Origin of the sequence: Ruminococcus sp. AF20-12LB, assembly GCF_003478985.1 — a bacterium.
Taxonomy (GTDB): Bacteria; Bacillota; Clostridia; order Lachnospirales; family Lachnospiraceae; genus Blautia_A.
Genome location: NZ_QUGH01000004.1, coordinates 175,085 through 189,317, shown reverse-complemented (window position 1 = coordinate 189,317; position 14,233 = coordinate 175,085). Strand labels below are relative to the sequence as shown.

The following is a 14,233-nucleotide window of genomic DNA, read 5'->3' as shown; positions in this document are numbered from 1 at the left end:
GCATAAATTTTACAGATTTTCCATAAAATCATACCAGGTGATGAATTTATGCGCATCTGTGAGCTGAAACAAAAAGAAGTGATCAATATCCATACCTGCCGTAGTCTTGGCTGCCCTCTTGATGTGGAATTCTGCTGTGAAACCGCACGCCTGAAATCCCTGATCATGCCAGAACCCGGGAAATTTTGCTGGTGTTTTTCCAAAGAAAATGAATATTCCATTCCATGGGACTGCATCCGCCAGATCGGCGAAGATATCATCCTTGTCGATTTTCGTAATGAAAGACTGCTATCCGGAGAATAAATGTTACTGTTCACTTCGTTCTCAGTAACACGCTTCGCGATGCACAGAATTTATGCTGATCGCATAAATTCGCGCGGTATGTCTCGGGTTTTCCGTGACCTTTGCTCACAAAAAACACCTCGCGGGATATCGCCAATGAACAGTAACGAATAAATATCTCCTTGTTGTCAAGGCCCTTTATTTTTTATATTTTTCCTGAAAAAGTATATTTCCATTGCCCTCTGAGAATCATCTTAATGTACCGACAAGACAAGGAGGATTCTAAGATGGCACTGAATAAAGTTGAAATCTGCGGAGTAAATACCTCAACCCTTCCCGTTCTCGATCAGGAAGAAAAGGTGGAGCTCTTTAAAAGGATCAAAGCTGGCGATGAAGAAGCCAGGGAATTGTACATCAAAGGCAATCTGCGGCTTGTTTTAAGCGTGATCCGGCGTTTTCAAAACAGCAGTGAAAATTCGGATGACCTTTTTCAGATCGGCTGCATCGGCCTGATCAAAGCAATCGATAATTTCGACACCACTCTTCAGGTAAAATTTTCCACCTATGCAGTTCCCATGATCATCGGAGAGATCCGAAGATATCTCCGTGATAACAACAGCATACGGGTCAGCCGTTCTCTGCGTGATATCGCTTACAAAACCATCTATACCCGGGAAAACTATATGCGACAACATCTCAAAGAACCTACCATTGCAGAAATCGCTGATGAGATCGGTATCGACAAGGAAATGATCGTCTATGCCATGGATGCGATCCAGAGCCCGGTAAGCCTTTTTGAGCCCGTGTATTCCGAAGGCGGAGATACCCTATATGTTATGGATCAGATCAGTGATAAAAAGAATCTGGAAGAGAACTGGGTAGAGGATATTTCTCTCCGAGATGCCATGAACCGGCTTGGAGAGCGGGAACGGCACATTATCGATCTCCGCTTCTACGAGGGAAAAACCCAAATGGAGGTAGCTGATGAAATCGGTATCTCCCAGGCTCAGGTCAGCCGACTTGAAAAACATGCTCTTCGCAGTATGCGAAATTATCTCAGAAATTGATCCACCTCTTTTCAGACAAAAAGCTGCAGCAGAATGTCTATTATCCTGCTGCAGCTTTTATCTCTTATTTCAGCGCTTTCTCAATTTCTTCGATCACGATCCGAAGCGCCTTCAGCCTTGCATATTTCTTATCTACGGATTCCAGAATGTGCCATGGTGCATAAGCAGTACTGGTTTTCTGAAGCATCTCATCTACTGCTGTTTCATACTCATCCCATTTTTCACGGTTTCTCCAGTCCTCATCCGTGATCTTCCACTGTTTTTCAGGATTACTCTGGCGGTCGTTGAACCTGGCAAGCTGGGTGTCCTTATCAATGTGGACCCAGAATTTCACGATCACAGCGCCCCAGTCAGAAAGCTCCTTCTCAAATTCATTGATCTCATTGTATGCACGTCTCCAGTCATTCTCGCTGCAGAAGCCCTCCAGACGTTCCACCATCACTCTTCCGTACCACGTCCGGTCAAAGATGGCAATGTGACCATCCTTGGGAAGCCTTGTCCAGAAACGCCACAGATAATGACGGGCTTTTTCATGAGGCTCCGGACTTGCGATAGGATGTACCTCAAATCCACGGGGATCAAGAGCCTCGGTGATTCTCTTGATATTTCCTCCCTTTCCGGCAGCATCCCAGCCTTCATAGGTGATGATCACAGGCACTCTTTTTCGGTAAAGACGGTTATGCAGGCTTCCAAGCTTTGCCTGCAGTTCCTTAAGCTCTGCCTTGTATTCTTCATCCCCCACTTCTTTTCCGTCCAGAGGAATCTCGCTCAATCTGGGCATCTCCACCAGAGGAAAAACATTCTGTAGGATCGGCACGGCATGTTTGCTGTTTTCCATGGCAACCTCTATATTGCTGATCATGGTCTCCAGCACCTGCAGCTCTGCCCACTTCCGGTCACCTGCATCGACAATATACCATGGAGCCGCAGATGTATTGGTATCCTGCATATACTGGCCAAAAATCTTTCTGCACTTCTTATAATGATCATTCTGCCAGAGATCATATTCATTGACTCTCCATCTGGTATCCTTACTTTCCAGAAGGATACCCATACGTTTTTCCTGTTCTTTCCGGTCAATCTGCATAAAAAATTTCAGGAGCACATATCCGTTATCCGTCAGCTGACGTTCAAATCTCCGGATACTGTCAATTCGTTTTGCATAATTGTCACCCTTCAGTTTTTTATCCATACGTTCTCGACAGGTCTGATCCATCCATCCTGAATCCAGAAATGTAAACTTGCCCGCTTCCGGGATTTCCCTGAAATACCGGTAAAGAAATGGTTTCCGAAGGTCTTCCTCTGTAGGCGCTGACATAGTCGCAACTTTGAAGAAACGAGGATCGATATTCTTGATCACCTTACTTATGGTACTTCCTTTTCCGGAAGCTCCCCAGCCTTCAAACAGCACGATCACCGGAATCTTATGCTCTTTCAGAGCCATCTGCAATTCATATAATCTGGTTCTTGCAGCGCTTAAACGCACTTTGATATCCTCTTTTTCCGGAATTTGTTCCGGGTTCCAGTTTTTCAACATCTGCATCGTCCTTCCTTAAATTTTTTGAATATTCATATTATACCACGGAAGATCCTGTTTTACGATAATTTTTACATAATTTTAACCTTTAGTCCTCACAAAAGCAAACAAATTGCACAACCAAAATCATTACTGTTCACTCCGTTCTCAGTAACACGCTTCGCGGAATATTGCCAGTGGACAGTAACTCAAAAGCATTCATAAGCATCGAAAATCTTTTTAACCTCTTGACATTTTTGTCATCGCTCCATACAATAGACGCTGATTGTTATTTTTTTAACTTCATAAAAAAGCAATACCTGAAAACTGTTGAAATAATAAAGATCAAGGAGCTGATCATGAAACTCACAGAAGAACTTCTGCAGAAAATGGAACAGAAAAAAGAACTCTACGGGGATGGTATTATTATGCCGGATGGGGATTACAGACTGATCCAGGATGGACACTTAAAAACGCTCATGTCCCTTCTGCCATATTCAGAAAATGAAATCTGGAAAATGATCCCTGATGATGATTCCGCACTTTTCTGGCTGGTAGAAAAAACAAACTGCGTACTGACTGATGTCAATTCCACTATCGGAATGAAGATGACCCCCGCACAGCAGAAAACCTACGAAGCACTTTCCAGTCGCGGGATCATCTCTGATGAATATTATGATCTTACCAGACAGCGGGAAAAAGTAAAAGCTGCCCGGGCTAATGCCTGAGCAGCTTTTATTTATATCTGTCAGTCCTCATACTCTTCCAGGAAAGAATGTTTCACACCATCTTTCTTGTATGCGATAACTGTATGAAGATTAACATTTTCCACACTTCGGAAAATATTACTTTCTATATGAGGATTTACTTTCTTAAGTTCTGCGATCAGATTCTTGATCTCCATTCTCTTGGAAACACTGGTACCATCTGTCCGGCAGGTAGTACAGGTATCGGTAAATTTACATGCACACTGGATAAAATGAAGGTCATTATAATCTCTCCAGTGTTTGATATCTGCCTCCCGGATCAGATACATGGGACGGATCAGCTGCATTCCTTCAAAGTTTGTACTGTGGAGCTTCGGCATCATAGTCTGTACCTGCGCTCCGTAAAGCATTCCCATCAGGATCGTCTCGATCACATCATCATAGTGATGTCCAAGAGCGATCTTGTTGCAGCCAAGCTCCTTTGCCTTGCTGTAAAGATAGCCCCTTCTCATACGAGCACAGAGATAACATGGGGATTTTTCTATATTATAAACCGCATCGAAGATCTCAGTCTCAAACACTGTGATCGGAATCCCGAGAAGCCTGGCATTGTGCTCGATCACCGCACGGTTTGCCTCATTATATCCCGGATCCATCACAAGAAACACCAGCTCAAAGGGAAACTTGTTATGACGCTTCAGTTCCTGGAACAGTTTGGCCATCAGCATGGAATCCTTACCACCGGAAATACAGACTGCTATCTTATCTCCCGGCTTCACCAGCTCATAATCGTTGATTCCCCTGGCAAATCTGGAAAACAACTGCTTATGGAACTTTTTGCGGATACTCAGCTCGATATCCTTCCTCCGCTGTTCCATTGCTTCATTTTCCTCTTCTTCACTGTTCTCTTTACCGGATTCTTTCTGCATCTGCTGAAAAAGCCATCCTGTATATCCGCCTTTCAGGCTCAGTGCGGGAATTCCTTTTTCCCGGAGCATCTCTGCACCTTCCTGGCTGAAAAGCCCTCTTGTACAGTAAAGGACCGGTATCTTATCCCCCTTCAGTTCTTCTGTCCGCTCTTCCAATTCCTGTTCCGGAACAGGGATTGCTCCCGGGATCATTCCATATTCTACAGTTACTTTATCACGGGTATCTACCAGGAGATATTTTTCCCGTTCCTTCTCTATTTCATCAAAAGAAATCTCCAATGTTTCTTCACTCATGCTGTTTTTATTCCTTTCCTTACAGCTCCTCCCTGATCGTGCCGTCACAGGCAATGGTCACTACCTGCCATGGAATCATCTTTCCGCTGCGCTCCATGGCGCGGATCACTGCATTTTCGATACCTCCGCAGCAGGGAACTTCCATACGGACAATACGGATACTCCGGATGGAATTATTCCGTATGATCTCTGTAAGCTTATCCGCGTAATCTCCCTCATCCAGTTTGGGGCAACCGATCAGCGTCACATGATCTTTCATGAATTTCTCGTGAAAATCTGCATAAGCGTAGGCCGTGCAGTCCGCTGCGATCAGAAGCTGTGCATTTTCAAAATACGGTGCATTGACAGGAACCAGTTTGATCTGTACCGGCCACTGGGCAAGACGGCTTATCTGTTCTCCTATATTCCGGGGAACTTCTTTCTTCTCTGCCTGCACCGGCGGTTCCTGTTTCTTTTTCAGACTTCTTGCCATACTTCCGGGACACACGTGTGGCATCCCTTCTGGCATCGAAACCTCTGTTTTCTTAAGCTTCATTCTTTTTTCCACTGCCTCCGCATCATAATCTGCGGCTTCCCGCTCTATAATACGGATCGCATCGGCAGGGCAGGCCGGAAGACAGTCTCCCAGTCCGTCACAGTAATCATCCCGTATCAGTTTCGCCTTGCCATCTATCATGGCAATAGCCCCTTCGTGGCAGGCAGCTGCACAGGCACCGCAGCCGTTGCATTTCTCTTCCTCAATGTGTACGATCTTTCTTATCATGATATCATCTCTCCCTGATTTTTATATTTCTGCAAATGTTTTTTTGTTTTCACTGACATCATACAAAAATCCCGGAGATTCTTCGGTAACATATGTTACCTTACAGATATAACTCCATTTTTTCCTGATCTTTCACAAGGATCTGACGCCTGTCAAGTTCCAGGATTCCTTCTTCCTGCATCTTTCCCAGCTCTCTGGAAAGAGACGGCCTGGTGATGTTTAAATGATCCGCCATCTCTTCTCTGGACAGGTTCATATGGATCTTCCCTTCACTGTCCTGGCATTCCACAAGAAAACGGACGATCCTCTCACGGAGACTGCCACTTCCCAGGATCCGAAGCTTCTGGTTCATATTGTAAGCCTTCCCGGCAAAAACCTCAAGAAGATTTTCCCGCAGTTTCCGGCTTAAACTATTTTCTTCCCTGTCCGTAAAGATCCTGCTGCTCATGATCAGGACAGAAGTCTGCGTCAGCGTCTCCACATACATATCATAGGAAGATTTTCCCATAAAGGCATAAACCTCCCCAAACAAAGCACCCGGATCTTCCAGTTGAGCCAGAAGGATCCTTTTTCCGGAAAATGTTTCTTTGGCAATGATCACACTTCCGCTAAGAAGCATATAAACCGAATCCGGCCGGTCTGTTTCCTGAAAGATCCGCTTCCCTCTGGAATAAGTCCGTACCGTTCCTTCCCGCTCCATGAGGCTTAGTAGCTCTGTTTCTTCCAGATTTCTGCAGAGCCGGCTTTTTCTTAAAACTGCCATCCACTCTTCTCTTTTTTTTTCTTCCACTTTTTCACCTCATCTCTGTACAGGTTTTTACCATATTTCTGCAATCTCTGTCAACTCCTGCGAACTTCATAAGACCCCAGCCTGTACTTTTTTCTGAAAATCAGTTATAATATTTTTTGTTTGTAAAAAATTCTACCAAGGAGGATACCGGAAATGAAAACACAGAATCAGACTATGCTTTCTGAGAATACACTGACATCCCGGCCCACAGATATTATCGCGGGATTTCCTGTACGTCCCGGTTTTTTTGAATTAAATGGCGCTACTCCCCTTTCCAACGGAGTCAACTTTACCACACATACCCGTCACGGTACATCCTGCGAGCTTCTTCTTTTCCACTCCGGAGAAGAGGAGCCTTTCGCAGTTCTTCCTTTTCCCAATGCCTGTCGTATCGGTGATGTCTATTCCATGATCGTCATGGGACTGGACATCGAAGACCTGGAATACGGCTACCGCATCGACGGTCCTTATGAACCGGAAAAAGGCCATATCTTCGATAAGACAAAAGTTCTTCTTGATCCTTATGCCAAAGCCGTTGCCGGTCAGCGCGAATGGGGACAGCAGAAGATTGGAAGCTATCACGCCCGTGTGGTACGCGATTCTTTCGACTGGGAAGACATGCCTCAGTCCACCCGTAAGATCAGTGACCTGATCATCTACGAACTTCATGTCCGCGGATTTACACAGGACGCTTCTTCCGGTGTCACACACCCGGGAACTTTTGCCGGTCTTCGTGAAAAGATTCCTTACCTCAAAGAACTGGGAATCAATGCGGTGGAGCTGATGCCTATCTTCGAGTTCGACGAGAACATGAATGCCCGTACCGTAAACGGCAAGCGTCTTCTGGAATACTGGGGATACAATTCCGTTAACTTCTTTTCCCCAAACACCAGCTATGCTTCCAAGGCAGAACATAACTGTGAGGGAACCGAACTGAAAGAACTGATCCGTGAGCTCCACGAAAATGGAATCGAAGTAATTCTTGATGTCGTATTCAACCACACTGCCGAAGGAAATGAACTTGGAAAAACTTTCTGCTTTAAAGGATTTGACAATAAAGTTTATTATATGCTGACTCCGGAAGGAAATTACTACAATTTCAGCGGATGTGGAAACACCCTGAACTGTAACCATCCCATCGTGCGGCAGATGATCCTGGAATGCTTACGTTACTGGACGATCAACTACCGTGTGGACGGTTTCCGTTTCGACCTTGCCAGTATCCTGGGACGCCATGAGGACGGTTCTCCTCTTAACAATCCGCCGCTTCTAGAACTTCTGGCTTACGATCCGGTCCTTCGAAATGTCAAACTGATCGCAGAGGCCTGGGACGCGGGCGGACTGTATCAGGTCGGTTCTTTCCCTGCCAGCCGCAGATGGGCTGAGTGGAACGGCCGTTACCGTGACTGTCTCCGTTCCTTCCTGAAGGGAGATTTCTGGAACGCCTGGGATGCCGCATGGAGCATTTCCGGTTCCGGAGACCTGTACGGTGGTTTTTATTCCGATCACAACGACAACTATGCAGGATACAACTCCTGTGTCAATTTCCTTACCTGCCACGATGGTTTCACCATGTATGATCTTTATTCCTACAATGAGAAACACAACGAAGCAAACGGCTGGAACAATACTGACGGTTCCAACGACAACCGCAGCTGGAACTGTGGTGAAGAAGGTGACTCCACCAACCCGGAAGTTCTTTCTCTCCGCTTCCGCATGATCCGCAATGCCTGTGCAGTTCTCATGTCCAGCCGTGGAACTCCGATGTTCCTTGCAGGTGACGAATTCGGAAACACCAAACACGGAAATAACAACACTTACTGTCAGGATAACGAAACTTCCTGGATCAACTGGCATCTTCTTGAGAAAAATCATGATCTTTTCGAATTTTTCAAATTTATGATCCAGTTCCGAAAAAATCATCCGGTTATCTCCCGTAAGCTTCCAAATGCAGTGTGCGGTATGGAAAATATCCACACCCACAACGTTGATGCAAAGGATGTGACGATTCCACGAGACGCACACACCTTCGCTGTAAGTTTTGCAGGCTATGACAAGCGCAAAGGTGCCGACGATCTGATCTACATTGTCATCAATGCATACTGGGAAGATGTGACGGTTACACTTCCGGAGCTTACACGTCCTGGCGCATGGTATCTCTGTGTCAATACTTTTGGCGACGGAGAAGGTCGTTATTTCTATGAAGAAGGCCAGGAACCACGCATTGAGCACGATTTCTGCATGCGGCCCAGATCCGTTGCCATCTTTACCGGCCGCAACTATTAAAATATATATCTGGGACAAATTCTTTTTGTCCCTGTCTGAAAGAAATGGAGTATTTTGAATGGAATTAAAAAACAGAACTTTGTCTAATTTTGCAGAACTTGTAGAAACAGGTGAATGTAAAAAATTCCGCGGTCGTCTGAAGACAGGCATCGACCTTGGTACTGCCAATACCGTTCTTGCCGTTGTTGACCGGAATAACCGTCCCATAGCCGGAATTTCCGCACCATCCCATGCGATCCAGGATGGTGTGATCGTCAATTACTATGAATCTGTCCAGCTTGTGACAAGACTTAAAAATGAACTGGAAGAAAGGCTTGGCACAGAACTTACTTACGGTGCTGCTGCCATCCCTCCGGGAGTTTCTGAAGGCAGTGTCAAAAGCATCGGCTATGTTCTGGAGGGTGCCGGTTTCGAGGTTACAAATATCGTGGACGAGCCTACTGCCGCGGCTGCTGTCCTTAAGATCACAGACGGTGCTGTTGTGGATGTGGGTGGCGGCACAACCGGTATCAGCATCCTGAAAGACGGAAAAGTTATCTACACCGATGATGAGGCTACCGGCGGCAGCCATATGACCATGACAGTCGCCGGTCACTATAAGATCCCTTATGAGGAAGCCGAAGTATTGAAAACTACTCCGGAAAAAGAAGACGAAATTTTCCCTGTGATCAAGGCCACTGTAGAAAAAATGGCTGTGATCACCGAGAAATTTCTAAAGGGCTATCAGGTTCCGGCTGTTTATGTAGTTGGCGGTTCTTCCATGTTTAAGGAATTTACCACCGTTTTTGAGAAGAAGCTGAAGCTTCCGGTATACCGTCCGGTCCATCCGCTTCTTGTTACGCCCCTTGGCATCGCATATCACTGTGAGCTGCCAAAAATCTAAGATCTTCCCGGTCTGGTCCTGCGATTCTCCAGAAGACAAACAACCTCCACTGAATCGGTGAGCGGGAACATATCAACCGGCAGCATCTTCTTTACCAGGTAATCTCTCTTTGTGAGGCAGGCAAGATCTCTTGCCAGGGTTTCCGGGTTGCAGGATACATAAACAATTTTTTCCGGTGAAAGAGTCAAAAGGGAGTGAAGGAATTTACGGTCACTTCCAGAACGTGGCGGATCCATGAGAACAACATCCACCTTCTCTCCCTCTGCTGCCATTCCTTCCATAAACCATCCTGCATCTCCCGGAACAAAACGAACATTACGGATCTTGTTCTCCCTGGCATTCATTCTGGCATCACGGATAGCATCACGGTTCAGTTCTACACCAATGACATCCCTGGCATTCCCGGAAGCGATGATCCCGATAGTACCTGTGCCGCAGTAAGCATCGATCACCCTCTCTTTTCCTGTCATTGCCGCAAACTCCATAGCCTTTCCGTAAAGTACTTCTGTCTGCACAGGATTTACCTGATAAAAAGAAGATGGAGAAATACGGAAGGTCAGTCCCATAAGTCGATCTTTGATGAATCCCGGTCCGTAAAGTACGATATTTCGGTCTCCAAGCACCATGCTGGTCTGTCTGTCATTGACATTGAGAACCACCGTAGTGATCTCCGGATGCTCTTTACGGAGAGCTTTTACAAAGTTATTCTTGGATGGAAGTATTGGGGAAACCGTAACTAATACCACCATGATCTCTCCTGTGGAAAAGCCTCTCCGCACAAGCACATGGCGGAGAAGTCCATATCCCGTATCCTCATCATAGGTCTTGATCTTAAAGGATTTCAGCATACCACGTATGGTACGGATGATCTCCTGGCTTTTTTTATCCTCGATCATACAGTCATCTACGGAAACGATCCTATGGCTCTTCTCCTCATAAATCCCGGAAATTACGTTTCCCTTCCGGTCACGGCCAAAAGCTGCATGAACTTTGTTTCTGTAATAATAGGGATCTTCCATTCCAATGATCGGCTCTACTTTTCCGAATTTTTTCAGAAGACCTTCTGTAATTTTCTGTTTCCTGCGAAGCTGCTCCTTGTAGGATACACCCTGATAACGGCAACCGCCGCATTTCTTCGCAACTGAACAGACAGTCTCTTTCTGTTCCATTTTTATCTCTCCTCTTTTATGGGTACAAAAAAGATGTTCCCAGTTATTTTCACTGAGAACATCTTATCAGACCTTTTCTTTTTTTACAAGAAAATCCTTGGCCTACTCCTGATACGGTTCATTAAATACAAGAATATGTCTCTTCACATTCTCGTAAGTACCCTGTACCATAGCCTCATTGAGGTCAAAGAAATTATGCTTGTCTGTTGACTCCATATATTTCTCCACATGAGCTGTCAGGCTGTTAAAGCTTGCTGTGGCAATATTCACTTTACGGATGCCAAGAGAGATCGCCCTCTGGAAATCTTTATCAGTGATACCACTGCCGCCATGAAGAACCAGCGGAATATCCACTTTCTCATGGATCTTCTCCAATACATCAAAAGCAAGCGTCGGCGCTACCGGATAATTACCATGGGCATTACCGATGGCAACTGCAAGTGCATCAATACCTGTCTCTCTTGCGTAAACGACCGCATCATCCGGATCTGTGCAGCGGATACCGTGGTCACAGCTTCCATCCTCACTTCCGCCCACAAGTCCAAGCTCAGCCTCAACTGTAGCACCGTATTTACGTGCTTTCTCCACAACGGCCTTTACTCTGGCGATATTTTCCTCAAAAGGAAGCGTAGACGCATCCAGCATAACCGATGTAAAACCAAGCTCCAGAGCCTTGTCAACTGTCTCAAAAGTAAGACCATGATCCAGATGGACAGCCACATCCACCTTAGCCTCCTTTGCAGCCTGTACCATCATCGGTCCCATCAGGTGAAGCGGAGAATTTTTCAAACGCACCTCCGCGATCTGAAGGATGATCGGCGTATCCAGTTCTTCTGCTGCACGGATCGCACCTCTTACCATTTCCATATTACCAACACTGAAAGCACCGCAGCCAATATTTTTCTCTTCGGCACGTCTCAGCAGATCTTTCATTTTCACAAGTGCCATGATTTGGCCCTCCTGTCCTGTTTATCGTACACTGTTTGCATCTTCTTACAGAAAAAAGCGGTGTCAAAGCACTACTGGCTGATACCGCTTTTTCTATGCAAAGCGGACATCTTTATTCCGCTTAACTGTACATCAGCATGCACCTATTTCCCTGTCGTAATTATAAGCCTGTCTTCTCAGCAATGAATTTTCTTGCACGAATCGCATACTCAAGCGGATTAGCCTTAGCCGGATCCTGCTCAGCCTCAACAACCATATATCCTTCGTAGCCTGCATCCTCGAGAACCTTGAAGATCGGATCATAGTTGATACATCCATCTCCCGGAATCGTGAAGGCACCGGCTCTTACGCCTGCAAGGAAGCTCATATTTTCTTTCTTAACCTGCTCAACAACCTCCGGACGGATATCCTTCAGATGAACATGTTTGATCCTGTGAACATATTTCTTTACAACCTCAAGAGGATCCTCTCCACAGTATGTAAAGTGACCGGTATCAAAAAGAAGACTTACATATTCAGGATCTGTATTCTCCATCATACGGTCAACCTCAGCAAGGCTCTGTACAACAGTGCCCATATGATGATGGAAAGTAAGGGCAATGCCATACTCCTCTTTTGCGATCTTACCGAGCTTGTTCATGCCTGTGCAGAAGGTATCCCACTCTTCGTCATTCATCTCATATTTATGTCCGAAAACCGGAGTATCCATCTGACCCTGAACACTGTGGCTCTGCTCAGATGCGCCGATCACTTTCGCACCCATAGCTTTCAGGAAAGTAAGCTGTGCACGAAACTCTTTCTCAACCTCCTCAAACGGTTTGGTGATCAGGAAGCTTGAGAACCACTGATTACAGATCTCAACACCACGAAGCTCAAGAGCCTTCTTAAGAACCTCAGGATCCTTCGGATACTTGTTACCAACCTCGGAGCCTGTAAAACCGGCAAGAGCCATCTCACTGACACACTGCTCAAAAGTATTCTCTTTGCCAAGATCTGGCATATCATCATTTGTCCATGCAATTGGTGCAATACCAAGCTTTACTTTATTCTTATCAAACATTGGTCAATTCTCCTTTTTATTTGAATTATTCCATAATCTCAGAAATCTTAACCGGTCTGTGCTCCTCGCTGGACTTCTTAGCTGCAAGACCCATTAATACCGGTTTCAGACCATCATAAACATTAAGAGGTGTCTCTTTGTCATTAACGATCGCATCAATAAATGCTGCAACCTCTTTACCATAAGCATCCATGTATCTCTCAAGGAAGAAGAACATCGGCTTCTCACCTGTAACACCCTCAGCATTGCTGATCACTGTGGAAGACTGGCTGTCATTGGAAATAGCAGCCATACCATCAGAACCGAAAACCTCGGCTCTCTGATCATAGCCATAAGAAGCTCTTCTGCAGTTATCGATAACAGCAATAGCGCCATTCTCCATCTGAAGAGTGATAACAGCTGTATCAACATCCCCGGCCTCACCAATAGCCGGATCAACCAGATTTGCACTCTGAACATAAACCTCTGTAGCATCACAGCCTGCAAGATAACGAACCATATCAAAATCATGAATTGTCATATCCAAGAACATGCCACCGGAAACCTTAACATAATCAATGCTAGGCGGCTCAGGATCGCGGGAAGTGATCTTGATGATCTCCGGTTTACCAACCTTACCAGCTGCAACAGCCTGCTGAAGAGACTCAAAGTTATGGTCGAATCTTCTGTTAAAACCAACCTGATATTTCAGATTTGTGCCCTCAAGAGCATCGATAACCTCTTTGATCTTGGCGATGTCATGATCGATCGGTTTCTCACAGAAAACATGCTTGCCAGCCTTGATAGCCTCTACAGAAATCGGAGAATGAGTATCTGTAGAAGAACAGATCAGAACTGCGGAAATCTCAGGATCATTGATGATCTCCTTATAATCCTTAGTCGTGTGCTCAACACCCATGCTCTTAGCCCATGCAGCAGTCTCATCATTTAAGAAAGGATCTGCAACCGTCTTGATCATCGCATCCGGCACCCTTGTTGTGATACTGGTGATATGAACTCTACCAATTCTACCTGCTCCGATAATACCAACTTTAATCATAGTTTTGATCTCCTTTTGATTTATTTTCCCAATGTAATCTCTTTGCGTGTCCGAACACGCTCTTTATGCTTAATATAATATCATCGCAACACACAAATCGCAACCCCTAATATTGTACAATATTACCATCTTTTTTCTATTAAAAATGACGAGAACTATTTTTAGCCACAATATGTAATATTTTTAGGTCAACTTCACCGAAAACATCTCCAACACATCCCCATACAATCACCCTAATCATCCCACGCCCCACCACCAAGCATCCAGCGCAGCATCACAGCTCACATTCCTCCAAGCATCCAGCGCAGCATCACACCCCACCACCTCCAAGCATCCAGCGCAGCGCCGATGCCCACAACTCTCCCGGCAAACAGGCGCAAACTCAGCCCTTGCAGTCGTCCAGCGCAGCGCTGACGACCCACACCCTATCGTCAAACGACATTTTTTCTCGCTGGAAGCACCAGCCGCGGAAGGGGATGCTGTCTGGCTCTGCTTCTGCA

Annotated in this window: 13 protein-coding genes; 5 read left to right on the top strand and 8 right to left on the bottom strand. The window is 45.6% G+C overall.

The genetic code is table 11. From position 1 onward, the window contains the following. The first annotated feature begins 48 nt into the window (after positions 1-48). Together DWX61_RS06945 and sigG are read left to right on the top strand one after the other, a co-directional pair. Complete coding sequence (locus DWX61_RS06945) at positions 49-303, top strand: YlmC/YmxH family sporulation protein (protein WP_118624459.1); 255 nt, start codon at positions 49-51, stop codon at positions 301-303. Positions 304-569: 266 nt separating this feature from the next. Beyond that, positions 570-1,349, top strand: a complete 780-nt coding sequence (gene sigG / locus DWX61_RS06940; RefSeq protein WP_118624457.1) for an RNA polymerase sporulation sigma factor SigG — start codon at positions 570-572, stop codon at positions 1,347-1,349. A gap of 64 nt (positions 1,350-1,413) precedes the next feature. Here sigG and pap read toward each other — a convergent pair whose 3' ends face one another. Next, on the bottom strand, positions 1,414-2,886 hold the full coding sequence (gene pap, locus DWX61_RS06935) for a polyphosphate:AMP phosphotransferase (RefSeq protein WP_118624585.1): 1,473 nt from the start codon (positions 2,884-2,886) through the stop codon (positions 1,414-1,416). A 338-nt stretch (positions 2,887-3,224) separates the two neighbouring features. On the opposite strand from pap, the gene DWX61_RS06930 reads away from it, so the two are divergent. Beyond that, positions 3,225-3,593, top strand: a complete 369-nt coding sequence (locus tag DWX61_RS06930; RefSeq protein WP_118513326.1) for a hypothetical protein — start codon at positions 3,225-3,227, stop codon at positions 3,591-3,593. Between the two features lie 20 nt (positions 3,594-3,613). Here the strand turns inward: DWX61_RS06930 and DWX61_RS06925 are convergent, their stop codons facing one another. The 3 genes from DWX61_RS06925 to DWX61_RS06915 form a co-directional block, all read right to left on the bottom strand. Next, positions 3,614-4,795, bottom strand: coding sequence for a PP-loop family protein (locus tag DWX61_RS06925; RefSeq protein ID WP_118624455.1), 1,182 nt, complete (start codon positions 4,793-4,795; stop codon positions 3,614-3,616). A 19-nt stretch (positions 4,796-4,814) separates the two neighbouring features. Continuing rightward, positions 4,815-5,558: an ATP-binding protein gene (locus tag DWX61_RS06920; protein WP_118513328.1), complete on the bottom strand. Its 744-nt coding sequence runs from the start codon at positions 5,556-5,558 to the stop codon at positions 4,815-4,817. A gap of 100 nt (positions 5,559-5,658) precedes the next feature. After that, entirely contained in the window at positions 5,659-6,348 is a 690-nt protein-coding gene (locus DWX61_RS06915; RefSeq protein ID WP_147419612.1) for a Crp/Fnr family transcriptional regulator, read from the bottom strand. Between the two features lie 153 nt (positions 6,349-6,501). Between DWX61_RS06915 and DWX61_RS06910 the strand changes: the two genes are divergently transcribed. Continuing rightward, positions 6,502-8,634 (top strand): glycogen debranching protein, encoded by a 2,133-nt coding sequence (locus DWX61_RS06910; protein WP_118624451.1) that lies wholly within the window; start codon positions 6,502-6,504, stop codon positions 8,632-8,634. 58 nt (positions 8,635-8,692) lie between these two features. Next, positions 8,693-9,517, top strand: a complete 825-nt coding sequence (gene eutJ, locus DWX61_RS06905) for an ethanolamine utilization protein EutJ (RefSeq protein WP_118624449.1) — start codon at positions 8,693-8,695, stop codon at positions 9,515-9,517. Here eutJ and rlmD read toward each other — a convergent pair. From rlmD to iolG, 4 genes are all read right to left on the bottom strand, one after another. Further along, positions 9,514-10,686, bottom strand: a complete 1,173-nt coding sequence (gene rlmD, locus DWX61_RS06900) for a 23S rRNA (uracil(1939)-C(5))-methyltransferase RlmD (protein ID WP_118624447.1) — start codon at positions 10,684-10,686, stop codon at positions 9,514-9,516. The genes eutJ and rlmD overlap by 4 nt on opposite strands. 102 nt (positions 10,687-10,788) lie before the next feature. Then, positions 10,789-11,634: a class II fructose-bisphosphate aldolase gene (locus DWX61_RS06895; protein ID WP_015524416.1), complete on the bottom strand. Its 846-nt coding sequence runs from the start codon at positions 11,632-11,634 to the stop codon at positions 10,789-10,791. A gap of 160 nt (positions 11,635-11,794) precedes the next feature. Continuing rightward, entirely contained in the window at positions 11,795-12,694 is a 900-nt protein-coding gene (gene iolE / locus DWX61_RS06890; protein WP_118513334.1) for a myo-inosose-2 dehydratase, read from the bottom strand. A 25-nt stretch (positions 12,695-12,719) separates the two neighbouring features. Further along, positions 12,720-13,733: an inositol 2-dehydrogenase gene (iolG, locus tag DWX61_RS06885; protein WP_118513335.1), complete on the bottom strand. Its 1,014-nt coding sequence runs from the start codon at positions 13,731-13,733 to the stop codon at positions 12,720-12,722. Positions 13,734-14,233: the final 500 nt, after the last annotated feature.